Source organism: Paenibacillus sp. FSL F4-0100, assembly GCF_037993005.1.
Lineage (GTDB): Bacteria > Bacillota > Bacilli > Paenibacillales > Paenibacillaceae > Paenibacillus_AQ.
The window spans coordinates 6,272,850-6,293,551 of the sequence record NZ_CP150303.1 but is presented as its reverse complement, the minus strand read 5'-3'; the positions used below and the strand labels follow the sequence as shown (position 1 = coordinate 6,293,551).

Sequence of the window (20,702 nt, the reverse complement as noted above, 5' to 3'; positions counted from 1 at the left end):
GAGCGATGTTTAATATTACCCTCGAGACCCGGGTACAGTGAAACTCGTCCCGGTCATACGACCTAGGTATCCCATACGATAGTCGGATACCGTCGAGAAAAATCAGTAGTGCAAGCGTCCGGCATGGGAAAGAATCCGGGGTCTTCATCAGGCCGGCTGCGCTTTTTAGAAACGGGAGGAGGAATAACGACAATGGATATTATCAATCAGACCAATCGAACGATGCTGTTCGAAGAGATCAATCCCGAGAAGCTGGACCTGATCACCATTGTGGGCGATGTTAAAGGCATTGATAGTCTGAGCGACGACAAAATCAAGGAGATCAATAGCCAGCTTTTAGTGCGAAGCTTCGATGAATTTTTGGACAAGTTCTCGCCGACGGTGTACTCATTTTTCAATGCGGCTAACCAAAAAGTCGTCTACATGCTGAAGAAGCCCGAAGGAATCGCCGAGGAGGCGATTTCCGAAATCCGGATTGATCAGCACAATGATTTCTTGAAAATGTTGTTCACACTGATCGACACGAAACGCAGCCAAGGAATGACGAACGTCGATTTCAAGTTTGAGCATTTGCTCGACATGATTTCGCCGAAGAAGGTCATGGATGACATTCGTCAGGTTCGTAAGGAAATCCATTACATGTACGGACAATACGAGAAGCTGGATGACGAGGATCCGAAAAAGCTGGATATGGGCGACAAACTGAACGCGATGTTCGAAGAGGCGAGTGCCAATTACAACAACGTGATGGCTATGCTTCCACTGGCGATCGAGGATATTAAGACGCGTCTGCTGCTCGGCAGCTCCAACGAGGAAAGCGATTCCGAAGCGGTGCAAATCGGGATGCTGACGATCGGGGAGAGCGGGGAGTTAAAAATCATCGAGGCTCCGAAGGGGGACAGCACGGAACTCGTGCTGCTGGACGAGAACAGCTCCAATGGTTTGGCGGTTGTCTTCGAAGACGATTACAACTCCATCACGGAAACTCCATCCGGTTATGTTAAGGATTTGGTTGTACGAACCTTTAGTCCGCTGCCGGCGGTAAGCACGGAAGTGAATCTTGAGACAGAGGTACAGAACTACAACACGTATTTGGAATTCTACAAAACGGCCAAGGATGATTTCGTCAAAACCGTGAAGCCGCTGGTGGAGAAAATTCTCGGCGTCAAAATGTTTTTTGATCAATATGCCGTCAAGAACAAAGGGATGGCACCTTCGCTGCTCGTGACGAATACGAAGCTGGATATGATCGTGAAAAGCGCCAATATCCCTCGTTTGGAGACTTATTTGAACACGGTCAACTCCAAGAATGATTTCTCGGATACGATCTGGTTCGGCATCGTCCCTTCCGTAGAGCTGGAGAGTGCCGGCAAGGTGAAGGTAACCCGCGAGCGCTTCAAGGGCAACGAGAAAATTGCCAAGCAGGATGGCAACACCATGGAATCCTTGTCGATGCTCATGCAGGTTGTCAAAGACTTCAAGGTGCAAATCTTCTTCAGCTTCGAATCGGGAGAAGAGACGACGTTCAACAATATGGCTACTGCAGGAATCGATAAATACATCGATAAATGCACGCCGCTCCTCCGTAAAGAGTACAGTGAATATGCAATTCCATGTATTCCGAACTTTACGGTCATTCCGAAGGAAAAGTCGGGCGTAATCATCGATAGCCGCATGGTTCAGACCGAGAACGGAGCCCAGCTCTCCAAGGAAAAGGAAGACATTCTCAAGCTCTGGATCGAGGGTGTTTATGTTGGGGCCTCGTATGTGGCTGCGGGTATCGTCTCAGCCTATCAATGTCCGGAGTACTTGAAGGAATCCTTCAAGAACACGAGCAAAGAGTTCCCTGGCGTTCGTTTTGACATTGAAGCTGGCGAGAACAGCCTGCGGGCGGTCACGACGATGGCGAAGGAAATTACCGGATTTACGAATACGATCAAGGATTCGATTAACCGGAAGAACTTCGGCTTTATTTTCTCCTCGGAGAACGCTCAGCTGCAAGGCAAGGATATCCGCCGGATTACGGTGTACAAGGCGAGAAGCCTAGCTGCGTCGGAGGACGGGTTCGACTCCATTTACAAAACACTGGTCAGCACATACATAGAGCGGATTCTTCGCTTCCAGACGGCCGACTTCAAGCATGAGAACATCATTAAATTTTTCAGTAACAATCCGAGCAGCCAGAAGAGCATGTGGCTGGCCAAGCGCGGTTTCATAAATTCGATTATTCATGACGGCGATGACATGAATTATGTGATCGACGATAAGAACAACCTGTGTCACATTGATCTGATCTATAACGGCAATGTGAAGAATTTGGAAGTCATGATTACCAAAGGCACCAGTCCAGTCAAAGCCTAAGAGGGGAAATTCAAAAAACAACTTTTGATCACGAAGCGGGAACTGAGGGAATACTCGGCGTCGAATCTTGAATTCAGCCGGGCCTTCCGGTGCTCACGTAGGTTTTGCCTACGCTCCGCTCCTCAGTTCCGTCTTCATCCAATCTTCTCGGTGCTGAAAAGTTGCCTAGAGGAAATTCAAAGGGGAGTTTGATCACGAAGCGGGAACTGAGGGAATACTCGGCATCGAATCTTGAATTCAGCCGGGCCTTCCGGTGCTGAAGCATCAACTTAATCTGTATGTGGGAGACGATCCTTCAACGGTTCGTCTCGTTACATAAATTTTGGGCAAGTACATCTGCCCGAACAAATAATTTCACTTATGCTAAGGAGGATTTACGTATGGGATTCAGATTGAAGGTAGAAGGAGCCGAAACGATCGAGCTCGGATTGGACAACATTCAGAAAGTGATTTATGACACAGATACACCGGATGATTCAAATGCTAGATCAACTGATGTTGGTTCCACATTGAAAATCAGCGGTAAAATCATCACTGCCACGGACGGTGACAAAGCGGATGACACGCTGAAGCTGGCGCTGTGGTCTTTGGTTCCTGCAGAAAAGGCGGATTGCTACCGTAAGCTGACGCTTGAAGTGATCGCAGCGGATCAAGTGGTTCGGGAAATTACATTCCCTAACGCTTTTGTGGTGGATTACAAAGAAACGTTCGGCGACACCGAAGGTGTAGGTTCTTTCGAGCTGTACGTGAAGCAGAAGAAAGACAAAACCGAGTTGGCTAAGCTTAACGGCGGTTACGACGCAAGCAATTAATTCATTGCACTCATAGTACCAGGGCAGCAAGTAATCTCAAGGGGCCAGGCCCCTTGAGATTTACTATACCTTGTGCGAACGCCCACTTGAGATAAGAAAGGCTGCAGTAGTGACAACCTGCCGACAGTGGGAAAAAGCACGAAAGCAAGTCAGGTGCTCTTTGATCAGGCCGATAAAGGCATAAGCGAAAGCGGGGAAATCGCGTTGAATGGTACCGATTACTACACAGAGCTCGGAGTTTCTAGGCAGTCCACGACAGCCGAGGTTCGGCAAGCCTATCGCAGGCTGGCCAAGCGTTATCATCCGGACGTCAATCCCGGGAATGCAGAAGCGGAAGCCAAGTTCAAGCTGATTGTCGAGGCTTACGAGACCTTAAGCGATGAGCAGCTTCGTGCAGCTTACGACGAGAGGCAGACTAGTGCCAATCCATCCTCAGGGCAGCAAAATGGCAGGTCGCAGTCAGGACAGGGCGGACGGAAATCGTCTGGCACATCGTCGGCGAAGGTGGAGTCGGAAGGTTTTGATCCGGCTGAGATACACAAGCAATTTGAGCAGTTTTTTGGAATGTCGTCGCCCAAGGGGCGGTCAGATTCGCAGGATAAGGAAGCAAACGATAAGAATCCGCTGGATACTTCAGCGATGTTCAATCAATTTTTTGGCTATAAAAAATAACCGATATTGCCTACATACATTGACGGGGGGAGCGACTTGAAGCCGGAGAACCACAAATGGATTACACTTATTGATCTGTTGATATACGGAATATTAGCCGGTATGGTGCTGTATGCCCTGCTCCGTCCTTTGCATTATACATTGCAAATGTCCATCGTCGCGGCATCGGCCGTGATTGCAGGCGTGTTGATTTGGACCAGTGGTCGTTCCAACGATAAGCCACAGGTAGCGAGGGAAGCGGTCGCGAAGATCGTGCTGCTCGATGATGACGGAGAGCGCGTGAAGGAATGGTACGTCAAGGGAGAAACCTCAGTCCTGATCGGAAAAAACACGCAGCGCGGCGAGGTTGACATAGATTTGTCGGACTGCGAGTATGCGTCGCTTGTCAGCTCCGAGCATGCTGTCCTGAATCGCGTTGGCGATCAGTGGTTCATTGAAGATGCGGATTCCCACAGCGGGACAGGCATCCGCAAAGCAGGACGCAGCGAGGCGAATCGGCTTGTTGTCGAAGAGCCTGTAGAGATTGGTACAGGGGATATGATCTTTATTGCTAATACGCGATTGTTAGTGAAATAACGGAGAACACACTTACCTACAAATGGGGGATTGAATCGAAGATGAGCTTGACGAGATGCCTGAATGGACACATGTTCAGTACGAGAAAGCATGGCAACACTTGTCCATATTGCAATACGACGCTAGAGCAGCCTTCGCGGAACGAATCACGCAGACCCCAGGTCGCGGAGGATATGGAAGAGAAGACGATGCCTTATCTGGGGGAGACGACGGGAATTCAGCCGGTAACCGGCTGGTTGGTATGTGTCGAGGGACCGCAGATGGGACAGGATTACCGTATTATGGCTGAGAAAAATTTCATCGGCCGCGCGGAGGAAATGCAGATTCGGCTTATCGGGGATAACGCGGTGTCCAGACGCAATCATGCCGTGATCGTCTACGATCCGAAGAAGCGAAATTTTTATTTGCTGCCGGGCGATGCCTCAGGGCTTGCTTATCACAACAACGAAGCGGTATACACGCCGGCTGAGCTTAACGCCTATGATTTAATCCAGCTCGGGCGCAGTAAATTTGTATTCGTGCCTTTATGCGGACCACATTTTGAGTGGGATAACAGTTAAGAACGGATGGTAACGATGGAGGATTTGAGTTTTTTCGAATCGTACGGAATCGTTGCGGCTGCACTGATCACCGTCGCCGTATTGCTTGTTATGCGGCAAAAGCTGCGTACGAGCCCCGCTGTAGAAACTACGCCGGAGAATAGCGAACTTCTGTATATTCCAGACATTATTGAAACGAACAAAATTGGGAATGCCCAGACGATCGGCAAGCGGGAAGAGCAGGATGATTACTTCTCAAGCTCGACAACGAAAATCGGTACGATGGCTGTGATAGCCGACGGCATTAGCGGGTTGTCGCATGGACGAATGGCTAGTACGCTGGCCGTTACGGTGTTCTCGAGAGAGTACTTAAAGGTGGACGATCCGGCGGATATTACCGAGTATTTTCACAAAGCGGCACTGATCAGCAACCGGGCAATCCTGGAGCAGCTTGGCGGGGAAACCGGAGGAACGACGCTCGTCGTGGGCATCGTGTCCGGAGGATTACTGCATTGGGCTGCGGTTGGAGACAGCATGATTATTCTGTTTAGGGATGGCGAATTTATTCCGATCAATTCCAAGCATACCTTGGAGACGGTGCTGGAGGAAAAGTATCTATCCGGTGAAATCAGCAAGGAGGAAGCCAAGGAGAATCCGAATCGGAACCAGCTGGTTAACTATTTGGGATATGGCGGTTTTAAAAGCATGGAGGTTGGCGATCCGGTATCCTTGCAAGCAAATGACACGATCATTCTGTGCAGTGACGGGGTTTATGATGCGCTGACCGAGGTAGAGATGGAGCAGATATTGATGCGGGGCTTGCCGCCGCAGGATGCCGCGGAAGAGATGATCAGCTTGATTGAGCGCAAGAGTTACAAGCATCAGGACAATGCAACGGCCATTATTTTGCAAATGGATTAACACATCATTATTCTCGCAGCAGGTCGGGGGAAACGGAGGAACACATGAGAAAGGAGAACAGCGATTTCAAGACCGCATTTGTCTCCGAAGCGGGTTCGTATATCGACAACAAAGATTATTTTGCCTTCGTGGAGCTTGAGGACATGGCTTGCTACGTTATTGCGGATGGTCTCGATACGGATCGAGAGGCACATAGCGCAAAAATGGCAGTCAGTGTCATCCTGGAGAATTTTATGGAGAAGCCATCCTTGTCACGGAGAAAAATCCGGCAGGATTTGGAGACAGCTCATGAGTGGTTGAAGTTTGAAAGCCGCAGAGTCCGGCTGAAAGCCAGCGTGCTCGTTGTCGTGACGAATTATACGCGGATGGTGTGGGCGACCTGTGGCCATGCGCGATTATACCATTTTCGCGGCGGTCGGCTGAATTTGCGTTCCAAAGATCAGAGCCTGGCGCAGTTGCTTCTGGAGGACGGAAGGGTGTCCGAGGAAGGATTTTCCGGCCATGAGGAGCGAGGAAATTTGTTGAGTTATATGGGGCGGCCAGATCGTTTTGAACCCTATATTTCAAATAAAACTCCGCTTTCGGATGGAGATGTGCTTCTTCTATGCACACCGGGAATTTGGGAAGAGGTCGAGCTGCCGGAAATGCTCGATGCACTGGCGGAATCGAGTGATCCCGACAGCTTGACGGATACGCTGGAGGACATTGTCCTCAGCAAGCAGCAGCAGACGGTGAAGAATTATACTGCAGCCGCTGTTTACGCTAACAAGACGTTTACCGAGAAGCCCAAAAACCGGAAGAAATGGATCATACGCATCGCAATACTGGTGCTCACCATGGTGATCGCCGGGGGAGGCATCTGGTATGCGAAGGCTAGACAGGCGGCTAAATTGGCCGAGACGGTCGTGCAGATGACCGAGTTTGAGCAGGAGGGTGACGAATACGCATCCGCCAGCGATTACCCGAAGGCGCTTAAGGCTTACAGTGAAGCGAAGAACGCGGCCAGCAAGCTGAAGGACAAGCTGCATTTCCAACTGCTTCGCAACAAGCAGCGCGTGGCCCAAGCCATGACGGACGGCGACGAATACGTGAAGGACGGCAGCTTTGATATGGCACTGGACAGCTATGCGAAAGCGCTGGGTGAGGCGGAGAAGTACAAGCCGTTCAAGGTAGAGGATATTCAGGCGCGAATCGAGCGAAGTGAGGCGGTCGCCAAGCTGACGGAAGTCATAAAGGAAGGCGATATCCACTTCCAGAATCAGGATTACACCAGCGCGCTAGAGACATACAAGAAGGCGTACAGGGCAGCGATTGAAGCGAATTATCCGAGCGGTCAGAAGCAGTTGGAGACGAAGATGGAAGAGACCGAGGGGAAAATCAATACCATTTATCGGGAGACCAAAACGCTTAAGGCCGACAATTTGGAGAAAAAAGGTGACCGCGCGCTAGCCGCACTGGATTATAACGCCGCCATTGAGGCTTATTCGCTGGCCCAGGAAATTTACCAGGAGATCGACAAGCTGGAGCGGGTGCTGGCGATGGAGCGGAAAATTGCCAAGGCCGATGAGAAGCGCAATCCCATCGTGCCTGCGGCGGGGCAATTGGATTCGTCTTCTGTCCCGGATGGAGGGATGCCCGTTTCGGGCATGTCCGGGATGAACGATTGGAATGAAATGAACGGACAGAATGGCTCAAGTGGAAATAACGGATCGAACGGGAGCAATGGATCCGGCGGGGCTTCCGAGTGGAGCGGTGCTTCAGGATCGAGCATTGACGGAGCCACGAGACATGAAGGAAGCGAGGATCAAGCTTCAGGAGGCACGTCTTCGCCTGATGGATCAACTTCATCAGGGCCAAGTTCGGTGAATCAGGGTACAACCGTTGGCTCTGAGGAGGCAGGAGCAAGCCCAGCAAGTTCTACGAGCGACAGGCAGGATCGGTCAGCTACGCCGGAAGGAGGCGGGGGATCATGAAGGATATCGTGATGGATCGGCTTAGTAAAATGGAGGATTTGCAGCAGCGCCGGCTGCTTCGCAATCTGATGAGCGGCGTGTTCCTCGGCCTGGTCGAATACCAGGAGGAGCTGAACCGCCAGATTGAGCGGCGAGTATTCGAGGAGGTCGGCAATCAGGACAGCAAATACGATGTGTATGTGGGGATGTGCCGCCGTGAGGAATGGGACCCCCTGCACGAGTATTTGTTCCCGATGATTACAGAGGATACGGAGCCGCGCAGGATTGATCTGCATCATTTGGTTGCCCGTCTAAACGAAGGAGAGAAGCAGCCGTTATTCTCCTTGTTTCTGGAATGCAAATATCCAATGATCCAGGAGCTGCTCTACAGTGACCGGACATTTCGCGGAGAGCTGGTTACGAATATAGGCCGTCATGTCATTCAAGTCAAGCTGGAGCGAAATACCGCATACATTCGAGAAATCGAGAAGCTGTATCATGTTTTTCTAAGCAATGGCCTGCCTTGGAAAACGATCAATCATCCTTACGCTTACAAATTCGTGAACGTCGTATTGATCGGGGGAGACGTACAGCTGGCGGTAGAAGAGGAAGTTCAAGAGATCACCGTTCATCTGGAGGAATACGAAGCATATAAAAGAACGGATCTAGTTCCGCTCTGGAACATTCAGCGCCTGGAACTGAAAACGGGAGGATTCCCGGTTCCGGCGGCTGATCGCGTGAATTTCGAACATGTGCTGCCGCTGCGCAAAAGCGGGCTGCAGCATGGCTATCTGGTCGACACCAACGACGACAGCATTCGTTACATCAAGCGTTCGCCGGAAGAACTGACCGTTGTATCGACGCGCGATAAATCGGATTCCTGGCAGGTATTGATGGTGGTGGAGCCGGTTAGTACAGGCATGGGCAAGCTGAGTTACGCACTGATGTCGAACCGGCAGCGGGACGATTTCATCAGCAATTATGGCCGCAGTCAAGGACAGGTCGTTCGCTCCAAGGGCGAGATCGTGCGGATTATCCATTCTTTTGCCGTATCGGAATGGCTGGAGCTCGTGGACGTGGAGATTCGGCCCCCTTCCGCCAATAACGCGCTGACCTATGAGCTGAACCGGTTCATTACGGATGAGGTTCGGGTGGATAACGGAAAATGGCGGATGTGCCTGAAATTCATCTACCGGGAATCCGGCAAGGAGTTGGGCTATTTAGCCGAGGATATGATGAGCTTTTTGGTGTCCCAAGTCCAGATGTCATTCCCCGAATATCGCTGTGAAGGAGAATGGGCTTGAATTACATTTGGGATTTGCTCGTTCAGGCGCAGGAATCCGGAATTCATAAGCGGGATGTTACTTTCCTTCCGGCCAAGGTGTATTCGCCATACATGGAGCTTAGCTTAGAGGATTTAAATGCCGTTGCGGGCGAGCAGGTCGAGGTTGAGGTCAACCCGTTCTATCGATTCTCCGATGTGTTCCGCGATTTGCTGAACATCAACTTGACGGAAGATGAGGAGATCCGCCATACGTCGTTTGATATTCTGATTCATTTCCTGGCGGAGCTGGACTTCATGCAGGGCATGAATAAGCGGGAATATCACATACGATTCGTACTGCGGGATTTGGAAGCCGGGGCGTTCGGTGAACGGGTAAAGGAGCGGATCGGTCTGTTCGAGCGGGATGAACGGGAGTGGATCGCCTGCGCAATCCTCCGCATGTATGACACGGGAGAGACGCTGAACCTGCTTCGAAGCACGGTAAGCCGAATTTTTCGTCGCTCGACGATTTATGTCAACAGCGAGGAGAAGGATGAGATGCTGTTCTACATCGGCCAGAAGAAGACGGAGCTCGCCGGCCGGAAGCTGGAGCTGCTGATGGAGCTGTTCCTCCCGGTTCGCTACCGCACCGAGGTGTATTGGGATTGCCATGTGGGGATTATCGATGCCGCGGATACAATGATCCAGGATCGCATCGCCATGTATTAGAGAGAGGTAGTTTCTCAGTCCTGACTTCACTCAACCTTCTAGGTGCTGAAAATTCGACTTTTTGAACAGGTGTTTTTTAAGGATGCCCCTAACCATTTTGGAGGAGGAATTGATCAAGCATGAAGGGCTATAAACTGTACACGGATTCCACCAGCCAACAGCGGGTGCGCGGGAAGGTTTCATATACGCAGGATGAGCTTACGGAGATGACCACCTTCCAACTGCGGAATATTTGCTACCGGGAACGGCTCGTAGAGGGGCTTAGCCATCGGCTGGACCGGGAAGAAATGATCCGCGTCATCCTGAAGTATTTGGGCGCGGACGAAGAAATGTTCATCGGCCCTTTCTGCGAAGGCGGCTTCGAGCGCGTAAAGACGGTGATGCGCAAATACATGCAGGCCTCGCTTCAAGGGGACGGGGGCATTCGCGTTCCGGCCCGCATCGTCATTTATCCAAACATCGCCATCGATAAAAGCGACGGCTATAAGGTGAAGGCCCCTGCGGTATTAGCGGAGTCCAATGTACTGCTCGTCAACGACCGGATGGAGCTCTGCGGCATTCTTCATTTGCGCAAAGAGGAGGGCGAGGCGGGCAGCTTTTATTTGGCAGCGGACAGCAGCATGGAATGGCAGCGCACGTCCAATCGCCAGTACAGCCTGTTGTTCCTCCGCAAGCGTGATTCGGAATACGTGTATAAGGCGTATTACCAGGCGCAGGCGCTGCCGCCCGTTCAAATCCAATATTATAAAATTCCGCTGGCTGAGCTGGACATACGGGAGCTGCAAAAGACGGATGCCGTGCTGGCGATCGATTTCGGTACTTCCAATACGACGGCCGGCGCTTTTTTATACCACGGGTATGCGCAGTCTCCGAGCAGTCTTGATGTGTTAAACGGTCATATTCGATCCAATGAAGTGAATTTCGTGAAGTTTCCCGATCCGACGTACCGAAGAACGGAATGGCTCGAGGCGCTGCCTACCGCGGTCAGCGTAGCCGATTGCTCAGACCCGGCAGCGGTAAAATACCAGTTCGGCCATGAGGCGTTGTTGAATATCCGCCGCAGCAGCTACAGCAGCAGGGCCTCGGTATTTCAGGGGCTTAAACGCTGGGTGAACAGCTATAACCAGCCAGTCGAGATTATGGACAGCGAAGGAAATACGGCTTCCGTACTGCGGCGGGATATCATCCAGGCGTATTTGAAATACGTTATCCAGATGGCGGAACATCAATTCAAATGCAAGTTCAAGAACCTGCATTTCACGAGTCCCGTCAAGATGAAGGCTCCATTCCTTAAAATGTTCGCCGAGATTTTGCCGGATTATCGAATTGAGCAGCAGGAGGCGCTGGATGAGGGGATGGCCGTACTGTACAACACAATTGCGGACGGCCTGGAGCGGAATATATTCATGGAGGGGACGGAGTATAAAGCACTCGTGATCGACTGCGGGGGCGGAACGACGGATTTATCTTCCTGCCGCTTCCGCGTCGAGGACGGGCATATGTCCTACCGCATCGTAATGGATGCGACGTATGAGAACGGGGATACGCATTTTGGCGGCAACAACATTACATATCGCATTATGCAGTTTATGAAAATCATATTCGCGGATTATTACACAAGCGGGCGGCGCAGAGTGACGGATATCGATGATTTGATTGATATTCCGGCAAACGACTTGTTCCGCGAAGTGGATGAGAACGGCGTAGCCGCAGTGTATACCGAACTGGAGCGGCGTTATCGTGAGGCGGAGGCGATGATTCCGACCGCCTTTGCAATGTACGAGAATCGTTCGCGGGACGAGTATTACCGGGTTCGCGGCAATTTTTATTTCTTGTGGGAGATTGCCGAGGGTATGAAGGAACAGTTTTTCCGCAAGACCGGAATCCTGAGGAACCGCTTCGACGCAGAGGAGGACGACAGCCGGGATAACGATCTGCAGATCACGACGATGGAGCGATGGTTCCTGTCGGTGCTGCGGGGCGGTGAATTGAAGGATGAATATGAAATTCCGAATGTGGTGTTCAATATCAAGGAAATTACCCAACTGATCAAAGGGGATATCTACGAGGTCCTGCGCAAATTTCTGGATGGATTCTACCAGGACGGCGTGCTGGGCGAGTATTCGATTATTAAGCTGACCGGGCAATCCTGCCGGATCGAGGTGTTTCGCGAGGCGCTGAAGGAGTTTGTACCGGGACGGAGCATCGAATTCCGGCAAAAACCCGTCGAAGGCCGTGTTCCCGAGTTGAAGCTGGCCTGCCTGCGCGGAGCGATCCGCTATCTGAACGCCCGGAAGGCCGGCGTCATCGAGACGAGCATTACGAATCATGCCGCTGTCATCCCGTATTCGGTTAGCGCATACACCCATGACCGCCGCGAGCTGGAGCTAATCTCCAGCCTGGAACGGACGAACCGGGTGCTGGGCTTCATCTCCCGGCCTTACCACACACAGGAAGTGGAGTTCCTCCTGCGGGGATCGGACGGCGTGCTGCGGCACAGCTATGTGTACCATAACCGGATCAAGGACTATGAGTCCGTGAAATATGAGGATATCCAGGCGGTCTATCAGGATAAAATTCCGCAGGACGATACCGACTCTATCGTGAACGGAGAGACGAAGTATTTCGTCTTTGCGGATGACAATCACTGGGGCTTTCACGTGCTGCCGATCGCCCGCCAGGACGAAGGGCTGCTGCTCGGACGCAAGGAGTTGTTCCCGTTTGAGAATGAGCGGTCGGAGCTGGACTTTTTTGACGGGATGAAGTAGGGGAGTGTGCTTCTAATCTTTACTTCCAATCCTGTCCTGCACCTGCATGGAGTTCATATGGAGGGACACTAAGCTTGATCCGTCATCTGATCACACAGAACTTAACCGGGAGAGTCGTATGAACGTTACAGCCGGAAGGAGGGGAAGGCAATGTTTAACCATATCGCACCGAAGTTCGAGAAGGGCCGGATCCTAAAGACGGCGATGCTGGAAAATCTGCGGGATTTCCCTCGCGAATATGTGGATGTCTACTATCAGGAATATACGGACGGCATCATTACAGGTGCCCGTGTTGAGGTAGGTGCAGATTCCTTGACCGTTCATCCCGGCATCGTCAAGCACCAAGGGCGTTTATATTTGCTGAAAGATGCTGTGAGCACCAAGTACCGCGCTACAGGGAGGGAGGCCGCGCTGAAGGTTCGTTTCCATGCAGGCGAAGAAGACAGCGACTGGCAGACGTATCGCAGTGAGATCGTGATCGACGAACAGATGGAGACGGGTGCCTCCGAGCTCGAGCTGTGCCGCTTCAAGCTGAAGGAAGGCGCCCGGCTGCGGCAGGACTACCAGGGCTTCCGGGACCTGGCGACTGAATTTAATACCGTGAATGTTCTGCATGTCCGCTATGCGGCTTACGGCAAAAGCACCTTGTCCCCGGTTATCCTGCGCTGCTTTGCCGAGGAAATGATACGCAAGGGAAGCGGCGATCCGCAGGACTTCATGTTTACGATGATGTGCATGAACGAGGGAACCCTCGCTCGGGACGTCATCTTGCACTATATGGCGAACCGTCTTGGCATAAGCAGCAGGGAGTACACCAACGTGGAGATCCACAAGTATCTGAGCCGTATCCTGGACGGTGTCCGGGGTGGTGGCGGTAAGATGGGCATGATCCCGGGCGGCGGCCAGCGGGTGATTGTGGATTAGGGAAGTTTGGTGCGGTCGGCCTACAGATAGAGGAAAAGAAGTAAGCAAAGGAGATGAAGTATATGTCAAGCTTGATCGTTGCGTATGATACCTTGAAAGTTGCTCCTTTTGAGATGAAGCTGCATGACGTGAAGCTGGTGAAGAAGATCAATGACCATGCGAGACTAACCTTCAGCGGTATTATTCCTGAAGAGATGGAAGAGCAATATATGAGAATGGCCAATGAGCACACCCCCGTAGAGCTGCTCTACTACGATCAAAAGGGGGCAAAAAAGACGCTGTTTCACGGTATGCTGCTCAAGTTGCACATTAAGGTAGATCGGGAAGTCTATTGGCTGGAGGCTGAGGCTGCGTCTCACACATATGCTATGGATATCAAGCTGGAGTACCGTGCTTTTCAGGACAAGTCGCAGCAGATTGAACAAGTGATGAAGCATATCGCCGCGCCTTATTCGAGAGCTTATATTGGAAATACGTTTTCCGAACAGCGTACTCTGAGTGGATTCACATTGCAATATCAGGAGACAGACTGGCAGTTCCTAAAGCGTCTGGCATCTCGGTATCATGCTCCTCTTGTTCCCATTGCTTCGCGCGACAGCATTTGTTTCTATCTTGGCATCCCCGACCATAGCGACCGAGGGCAAATTGAGGCAACCCATTATCGGGTGTATAAAGACTTACTTGCTTTTAAAAATACGGGAGACCCAAAAGAGTCCGGCCTCAGTGAGCAGGATTTCATCTGCTATGAGATTGTACTGAATCAGGAATTGGAATTGGGAGACAGAGTCACGTTCAAAAATCAGCAACTCCACGTGTTTGAAGTACTCACTGAAATGTCTCGTGGAGTTCTTACGCATACATATACGCTTTGCTTACCGAGAGCTGGATATCAAAGAAGAGTCAATAATACCAAAATTATCGGTGCCTCGATTCAAGGCAAAGTAGCCGTCGTGGTTCGCGATGAGGTCAAGGTGAAGCTGGAATATGATCAGGATTGGAACCAGCAAACTGCATATTTGTTCCCTTATTCAACCATGTATGCCTCGGAGGATCAGACAGGGTGGTACGTCATGCCGGAGAAGGGCGATGATGTGCGTATTTATTTTCCAAGTGCAAATGAGGCAGAAGGCATCGCGCTCAGCAGTGTACGGAAGAAGCTTCCTCAGGATTCCGGAACAGGAGGAGGCGGACAGCAGCAGAGCGGAAGTCAGAATAGTGGCGGCAGCCATACCACAACGACAGTGGTCAAGCAGGAAATGCTGCAGCCTGTTATTCACTATGATGCGGATATAAAAGAAGACTTGATGAGTAACCCGGATAGGAAATTCTTCCTGACTAAGACAGGCCAGAAAATCATGTTCGAGGAAGACAAGATTACGATCGTCGGGGCGCAGAACGGCGCATCGATAACGTTGACCAACGAAGGCACCATTATTTTAAACAGTAACAGTAAGATAAAGCTTCAGACTGGAAAGCAGATTGAAATGGTGTCTGATTCGATTCTGCTCCTTGGGAATCAAATCGATATGTCTACGAAGGAAGGCAAGGCTGGTATAACGATTGACCAAGGTCAGGTTAAGTTAAAAGGCGTTGAAATTCTAATGGATGAATAGTTTCTATTACGGGAGGTCGTAATGAATCGGATTGAAGCATGGGAGCAATTCACACAGGAAGCTTTGAAGTATAGAACGGAACAGATTAGAGCTTTGCATGATTTTTTTGGCCGGGAGAAGGATCGAATTGCCGCGGACCTCGTGCTGGTCATGGATGAATTCTTTCAGTATGCTATTCAATTGCAAAACCTCGATCTTATGAAAAAATGCTGCGTTATTAAAATATCCTTGCTGCGTACTCGACTTTTTGAGGGACATGCGGAGTATATGCTGGAAGTTTTCGATCACGAAACTTTAGGTAGTACTAAGATCTCACCTTATAGATATGAGGCAAAGTGGATTCATGATTATTTTACGGCTTGGAGCCAAGCTTGTGAAAACAAACGGAAGGAATATATGGGGATTATTCCGCCGCAATCATTGGACTACTGGAGAAGGGAACAAGTGGATTCTTTTCACGTGTATATGGTTCATGCCGTCCGGCATGCTGTCGATCGCTTAATGACCCTACCCTCTTACCAGGAGCTTGCTAAAGACACGCAATTCGAAATTTGCGTAGGCGAGTACGGAGATATGGAAATAAGCGAATCTGTATACTGCTGCAACAGCCGACAAAAATCATCGACCGCCTGTAAACAGTGGTTAGATAAAAAGCTGGACCATGAATACGTCTATGAGCATATCGCGGATGTGGATATTTCTAATGGCAATTATGAGGGGATTCAACTCAACTTCACGAGACTTGAGAAGGTCAAGCTTTCAGGCAGTCATCTGCAGGGCAGCTATTTATTAAGCAGCAAATTCGAAGCTTGTAATTGTTCCGAAGTTGACTTTTACGGCAGCGTTATGTTTGATGCTTCCTTCCGTGAATGCAACCTGGAGCGGGCCTGTTTTGACGAAATTACTGGCGGCCGGGACGTTATGAACGAAAACTATGGACTCATGTTTGGCATTCATGGTGTCCAGTTCCTAGGCGCTAATTTGAGAGCAGCGAGTTTTCAACATGCAGCCATAGCCGGTGATTTTAGAGGGGCGTTGCTGGAAGGGATCGATTTTACCGGAGCAGATTTAACGGGAAGCACGATGTTAAGACGTGATCAATCTCTAGTCTCATTATCTGAGAGCCAGCGGCAATCTATCGTTTGGGTAGAGGAGTGAGCAGATTGGAATATTTTATCCTGGAGCAGGATCGTAGGCTAGGAAGCCTTGACGGTTTGATCACTTGTTCAGAGCAAATGAAGAAGGGCTATGATTTTGCCGAGGACGAGGAGTTTGTATATATCGATTCGCCAAAGGCATTGGAATATGGATGTATCTTGGAGAAGCCTGTTTTACTTGTGTCTGAGGACGTGTATCAAATTCTCAATCGGTACGGGCACGGATTAGCTCATAAGAAGGTCATCGTGATCGATATGGCGCGTAATGGCCAGGTGCATTATTATCTGCCCAATTTCGCGGAAGTACCTTGTACTGATCAGGAATACGCCAAGAAGAACGCTGAGGTTATAGAAAAACTAGATCTTTTTATGGTAGATGAAAAGCTTATTGAGGGTTTAAGCATGTTCAAGCTGAATGTTTACCGCAAATCCTACTTGGTTGTGCGACTTGATGTGGCGGAAGGGATGCTGCGGACTAGCCTGTATGGATTAAATGTAAGACGAATTCTTATTAATGGCAGGTGAATGAGAAGTGGATAAACTTTATACGAGCTTTCTAAAACAAAGCACCATAAGTGAAATAATGAATGCTCCATGGAGGGCGGAAAGCAAGCGGGAAACCTATGTTGCACGGGGAGCCTACATGTATTGTACGATGGGAACCCATGAAGAAGTATTGAATCAGCTTGAACCAAATGGCGTGTATATTAACGACAATAAGATGATGACCGTGAAGGACTGTGTGCCGTCAAGTTCGGAAGAAAAAACCTTTATGGGATTTCCTATTGAGGAACTTAAGGGTGAAATGAATGGAAACTTTTATTCTTTTGGCTTTTGCCGGAGCGCGCTAAATCCTATGAAAATTGCCCATGTGGCGACAGGAGATTCGGGACCAAGTTATATATACAATTATGATCCCGATACCAAAGTGCTGCCATACGGCGAAGAACATAAAATTTTCCCATGTGTTCCTAAATTGATGCCTCACTTACAGCCAACGCCAATGGGATATGCCATGGGCATGAATAATAGCAGCTTAACTTCTATAAGCGGAGTTCCTAATTTTGCAGCAATGATGGCGGGTTTAGCCAAACCATCGGATGGAGTAGAGTGGGATAACGGAAGTTCAAATGTCATGATCGATGGAGTCCCCGCTCTTACCACAAAATCATGCTTAACTTGCAAGTATGGGGGAAAGATTCAGCTCTTAACTAACGGAATGGAACCAACGCCTCCCGAATTTCTAGAAAGATAATGATCTTAAGGAAGGAGGCAGTTAAGATGAAAAGATGGCGTGACATTGACGGTTTTCAAATTGAATTGCCATATGAACTTTCAGCCGTTCGCAGCTTTCGAATTGTTCGCAAGTTTAATGATCATACCCGTTGTTATATTTCAACGACCATGTCGGAGGAACAAGTCGATATATGTTTAAGAAATGGTACATACCGAGATAGCTTGCTTATTCGTAAATCTGCCGGGCAGGGGAATGAGTACCTGTTCGCAGGTGGAATCTCCAATATCGATATTCAGATGGAAGATGGTATTCCCCATGTAACCATAGAAGGCCTGTCGCGAACCTATGAAATGGATCGGCATTTAGAGAGTCGTTCCTTTCAGAACAAGTCCCTGACTTATACCGATTTGATTCGGCAGATTGCCAATCTGTATCCCGGAGGGGATGCCCAGAACGAAGCTACGCCCCCCGAAGCGACGATTGGTCAGCTCCTTGTTCAGTATGAAGAGACGAATTGGCAGTTTTTAAAGAGGCTGGCATCGCGGATCGGTACGGTCATCCTTCCTGATATCGTCATGGATGCGCCCCGGGTTTATTTTGGCGTACCTGATTTCTCTTGGGGGAAGGTTATCCGATCCCATCATTATTCGATCATTAAAGATCGGGGGAACTTTCTTGATATACAAGCGAATTCGGATGCGAGCTCAGACTTGGGGGAGTCTGACTTCGTCAGTTACCGGGTACATACGAACCAGTACTGCCAGGTGGGGGACAACGTTTCTTTTAAGGGACAGATGTGGGTGGTTACGGAATCCGTTATTACTTATGAGTCGGGTTTAATCTATTATGAATATGTACTGATGCAGCGTGCGGCACTTCGGCGTAAGGTAAGAACGAATCGTGCGCTTCAGGGAGTTGCCTTGGAAGGACGCGTTATTAAACGCGGCAACAATATGGTTAAGGTGCATTTGGATATGGATCACGATCATGACGAACGAGGGAATTGGTGGTTTCCGTACTCACCGGAAGGCAATAACATCTTTCACTGTATGCCGGAAAAAGGGGCGCGCATCAAAGTTTATTTTCCTGAGGGAACGGAGAAAAAGGCGATTGCGATCAATTCCGTGCGGGGCAGAAACGAAGAGATGAAATCGCGCACCGTCTTCCAGAAGCCGATGACAAAAGTATTCCATATGCCTGGAGCGGCGAAGATGGAACTTGGTGAAGACGGTGTATTATTCGAGAAGAATACCGTCAGTTTAACGCTGGATGGGAACGATATTTCATTAAGCGCTACGGAATCGATTCTCGTAGTCGCATCTAATGAAATCGAGCTAGGCGGCCAAAATATGCCGGAGCATATCAAGCTCGTAGCTAACGAGACGATTACCTTCTTTACGAACACGGATCACTATATGGAAATCCGGCCGGAGTATGTAGGGATTAAAGGCAAGAAGGTGAATCTCGAGAAGGTCGAGATGGACTTCCTGGATATGCTCACGGATGAAGAGCTTGAGAAATTGTATGCGGATCATGAATTAGAAGTAGCGAACAAAGAAAGAAAAGAAAATCGAAGATACATTAGCGGATTTTCTGTACCGGCTTATCATTGGACGGAAGAAGTTCGACAAAAAATTACAAACGATGCCGTTGCTCGAGTACAAAATCCGAAAACGAAAGAGAGCGCTAAAGAATCATTAAAATCCCTAGGTGAAGATGAATTACAGAGGCGCTATAAAGAAAAGTTCATTCCACCCCCACCTAAGGCAAAGAGAAAGTCAGAAAAGGAAAGAGCCCAAGAACAGCAAGAATATGCGGAGTTCTATCAAAACTATGTAGACATACGAAGTGGCAAGAAGGCGCCGCCTAAACAGTCAACCTCCCCATGGAAAGCTGTGAAGGATCATATAGAGAAACAGGCTAATCATAATGAGGCTTTACAGGGGCTTGTGAATGTATCAAAAGCATTATCTGGCTCGATAGAAAAATGGGGGGATCGTTGGGAGGAACGAAGAGAGGAACATCAATTAAACGAGTTGATTCCGCAGGTACCGGATTATCTTAGCAAAATCCCGGATGAGGATATCTATTTCTCACGTTTCACCTTTGAGGAGCTCGTGGTTAAACAGCAAAAATTGATGACAGAATTCAACTTAATGTTTGGAGCGGTAGCTGTAGTAGGTGCCTTTTTCACCGCAGGAGGTTCGTTATATTTATTAGCTGCAGCCAACGGAGTTTGGGGCGTCGCACAGATGGGTGTAGGTTTCATGAAGCTGCAGGATTTAAATGATGGGATAGTATCTGACACAAGCTTCTTCGGGATTAATCAGGAAATGCTGGATGTGACCGGGTTAATGCTAGGAGCGGTGGATCTAGCGATACTTGGGAAAAGTTTGTTGAAAGGGGCCAAAGGAGCTTATAATGCTAGATATGTGAAGGGGACTGACCAGGTTTCTAAACCTAAGACTCGCTTTAAACGTGGGCAAGATAGAAGACAGAAAGAAATGGCAATGCGAGTTCGGCAAGCCGTTGAAGAGAGTAAAGCTATTAGAAAAGCTTCTAAAGATAAGAGAGATTTATATTTCAAGAAAGAGAAGGAATTATATGAAGCTTTAAAGAAAAAGAAAGCAAGCTCAAGTGGATTTGAGGGGACGGGTAATAATAAATCTAGGAGCTACACTTTAGAAAAGGTAGATTTAAATTCAAAAGGGATAGGTGGAGATTTAGCAAGGAGAAGTAAAGAATTAAGAAAAGAGTTACCAAAAGAAATTCGTAAAAGCGGTAACTTTGGTATAGCTGAAGTTAAGATCGATGGACTCAGAAGTGAATTCAAATCCAGTAGCCGAGTTAACGATGCTGGTGATGCGGGGGATGCAAAAGGATATTCTTTATTGAACCCCGAAAGCGAATGGAACTATACTCCACGTGATGTAAACCCTGAAGACATCGTCGATGGAGCAGGAGCTTACCCAAGGAAATGGGATACTGAATTTAAGATTCTGGATGATATTACTAACGAGCTAAAAAAATTGAAACCTGAACAGCGCAAAGGGAGGATTGACTTATACACTGACCGTGAGCCTTGTGCGAGTTGTAGTCCGATAATCGAACAATTTAAAGCGAAATACCCTAATATTGAGGTGTTTGTGTACTTTGTTAAAGAGCTAAAAAGATAAT

At 49.1% G+C, this 20,702-nt stretch carries 16 protein-coding genes; all 16 read left to right on the top strand.

Features of this window, described 5'->3' with window-relative positions:
• Nucleotides 1–192: 192 nt before the first annotated feature.
• The 16 genes from MHH48_RS28505 to MHH48_RS28430 all read left to right on the top strand — a co-directional run bounded on the left by MHH48_RS28505 (nucleotide 193) and on the right by MHH48_RS28430 (nucleotide 20,701).
• Nucleotides 193–2,361: a transcriptional regulator gene (locus MHH48_RS28505; protein ID WP_076324592.1), complete on the top strand. Its 2,169-nt coding sequence runs from the start codon at nucleotides 193–195 to the stop codon at nucleotides 2,359–2,361.
• Between the two features lie 380 nt (nucleotides 2,362–2,741).
• Entirely contained in the window at nucleotides 2,742–3,173 is a 432-nt protein-coding gene (locus MHH48_RS28500) for a membrane-associated protease 1 (protein WP_076324590.1), read from the top strand.
• 126 nt (nucleotides 3,174–3,299) lie between these two features.
• The gene (locus MHH48_RS28495) at nucleotides 3,300–3,845 is read left to right on the top strand and encodes a DnaJ domain-containing protein (RefSeq protein WP_256720720.1); all 546 of its coding nucleotides are present in this window, start codon (nucleotides 3,300–3,302) and stop codon (nucleotides 3,843–3,845) included.
• A gap of 36 nt (nucleotides 3,846–3,881) precedes the next feature.
• Nucleotides 3,882–4,421 (top strand): FHA domain-containing protein, encoded by a 540-nt coding sequence (locus MHH48_RS28490; protein ID WP_076324589.1) that lies wholly within the window; start codon nucleotides 3,882–3,884, stop codon nucleotides 4,419–4,421.
• A 41-nt stretch (nucleotides 4,422–4,462) separates the two neighbouring features.
• Nucleotides 4,463–4,981: an FHA domain-containing protein gene (locus MHH48_RS28485; protein WP_076324588.1), complete on the top strand. Its 519-nt coding sequence runs from the start codon at nucleotides 4,463–4,465 to the stop codon at nucleotides 4,979–4,981.
• Between the two features lie 15 nt (nucleotides 4,982–4,996).
• Nucleotides 4,997–5,881 (top strand): protein phosphatase 2C domain-containing protein, encoded by an 885-nt coding sequence (locus tag MHH48_RS28480; protein WP_076324587.1) that lies wholly within the window; start codon nucleotides 4,997–4,999, stop codon nucleotides 5,879–5,881.
• A 44-nt stretch (nucleotides 5,882–5,925) separates the two neighbouring features.
• Nucleotides 5,926–7,854, top strand: coding sequence for a serine/threonine protein phosphatase (locus tag MHH48_RS28475; protein WP_076324586.1), 1,929 nt, complete (start codon nucleotides 5,926–5,928; stop codon nucleotides 7,852–7,854).
• Nucleotides 7,851–9,137: a normocyte-binding protein gene (locus MHH48_RS28470; protein ID WP_076324585.1), complete on the top strand. Its 1,287-nt coding sequence runs from the start codon at nucleotides 7,851–7,853 to the stop codon at nucleotides 9,135–9,137. Before MHH48_RS28475 ends, MHH48_RS28470 begins: the two co-directional genes overlap by 4 nt.
• A complete protein-coding gene (locus tag MHH48_RS28465) occupies nucleotides 9,128–9,826 on the top strand; it encodes an iron-dependent peroxidase (RefSeq protein ID WP_076324584.1) in 699 nt (232 codons plus the stop codon). The genes MHH48_RS28470 and MHH48_RS28465 overlap by 10 nt, the downstream gene beginning before the upstream one ends.
• Before the next feature lie 119 nt (nucleotides 9,827–9,945).
• On the top strand, nucleotides 9,946–12,594 hold the full coding sequence (locus MHH48_RS28460) for a molecular chaperone (RefSeq protein WP_076324583.1): 2,649 nt from the start codon (nucleotides 9,946–9,948) through the stop codon (nucleotides 12,592–12,594).
• Between the two features lie 150 nt (nucleotides 12,595–12,744).
• Complete coding sequence (locus MHH48_RS28455; RefSeq protein WP_076324582.1) at nucleotides 12,745–13,518, top strand: DNA and RNA helicase; 774 nt, start codon at nucleotides 12,745–12,747, stop codon at nucleotides 13,516–13,518.
• 62 nt (nucleotides 13,519–13,580) lie between these two features.
• Complete coding sequence (locus tag MHH48_RS28450; RefSeq protein ID WP_076324581.1) at nucleotides 13,581–15,131, top strand: contractile injection system protein, VgrG/Pvc8 family; 1,551 nt, start codon at nucleotides 13,581–13,583, stop codon at nucleotides 15,129–15,131.
• A gap of 21 nt (nucleotides 15,132–15,152) precedes the next feature.
• On the top strand, nucleotides 15,153–16,289 hold the full coding sequence (locus tag MHH48_RS28445; protein WP_076324580.1) for a pentapeptide repeat-containing protein: 1,137 nt from the start codon (nucleotides 15,153–15,155) through the stop codon (nucleotides 16,287–16,289).
• Nucleotides 16,290–16,294: 5 nt separating this feature from the next.
• Nucleotides 16,295–16,813, top strand: a complete 519-nt coding sequence (locus tag MHH48_RS28440; RefSeq protein ID WP_076324579.1) for a hypothetical protein — start codon at nucleotides 16,295–16,297, stop codon at nucleotides 16,811–16,813.
• 7 nt (nucleotides 16,814–16,820) lie between these two features.
• On the top strand, nucleotides 16,821–17,543 hold the full coding sequence (locus tag MHH48_RS28435) for a DUF4280 domain-containing protein (protein WP_076324578.1): 723 nt from the start codon (nucleotides 16,821–16,823) through the stop codon (nucleotides 17,541–17,543).
• Between the two features lie 26 nt (nucleotides 17,544–17,569).
• Nucleotides 17,570–20,701: a deaminase domain-containing protein gene (locus tag MHH48_RS28430; protein ID WP_076324577.1), complete on the top strand. Its 3,132-nt coding sequence runs from the start codon at nucleotides 17,570–17,572 to the stop codon at nucleotides 20,699–20,701.
• Nucleotide 20,702: the final 1 nt, after the last annotated feature.

Excerpts from the sequence above, each read along its gene's own strand:
- MHH48_RS28505 (WP_076324592.1), top strand. The coding sequence starts at position 193 with ATGGATATTATCAATCAGACCAATCGAACGATGCTGTTCGAAGAGATC.
- MHH48_RS28500 (WP_076324590.1), top strand. The coding sequence starts at position 2,742 with ATGGGATTCAGATTGAAGGTAGAAGGAGCCGAAACGATCGAGCTCGGA.
- MHH48_RS28485 (WP_076324588.1), top strand. The coding sequence starts at position 4,463 with ATGAGCTTGACGAGATGCCTGAATGGACACATGTTCAGTACGAGAAAG.
- MHH48_RS28480 (WP_076324587.1), top strand. The coding sequence starts at position 4,997 with ATGGAGGATTTGAGTTTTTTCGAATCGTACGGAATCGTTGCGGCTGCA.
- MHH48_RS28475 (WP_076324586.1), top strand. The coding sequence starts at position 5,926 with ATGAGAAAGGAGAACAGCGATTTCAAGACCGCATTTGTCTCCGAAGCG.
- MHH48_RS28470 (WP_076324585.1), top strand. The coding sequence starts at position 7,851 with ATGAAGGATATCGTGATGGATCGGCTTAGTAAAATGGAGGATTTGCAG.
- MHH48_RS28465 (WP_076324584.1), top strand. The coding sequence starts at position 9,128 with ATGGGCTTGAATTACATTTGGGATTTGCTCGTTCAGGCGCAGGAATCC.
- MHH48_RS28460 (WP_076324583.1), top strand. The coding sequence starts at position 9,946 with ATGAAGGGCTATAAACTGTACACGGATTCCACCAGCCAACAGCGGGTG.
- MHH48_RS28455 (WP_076324582.1), top strand. The coding sequence starts at position 12,745 with ATGTTTAACCATATCGCACCGAAGTTCGAGAAGGGCCGGATCCTAAAG.
- MHH48_RS28450 (WP_076324581.1), top strand. The coding sequence starts at position 13,581 with ATGTCAAGCTTGATCGTTGCGTATGATACCTTGAAAGTTGCTCCTTTT.
- MHH48_RS28445 (WP_076324580.1), top strand. The coding sequence starts at position 15,153 with ATGAATCGGATTGAAGCATGGGAGCAATTCACACAGGAAGCTTTGAAG.
- MHH48_RS28430 (WP_076324577.1), top strand. The coding sequence starts at position 17,570 with ATGAAAAGATGGCGTGACATTGACGGTTTTCAAATTGAATTGCCATAT.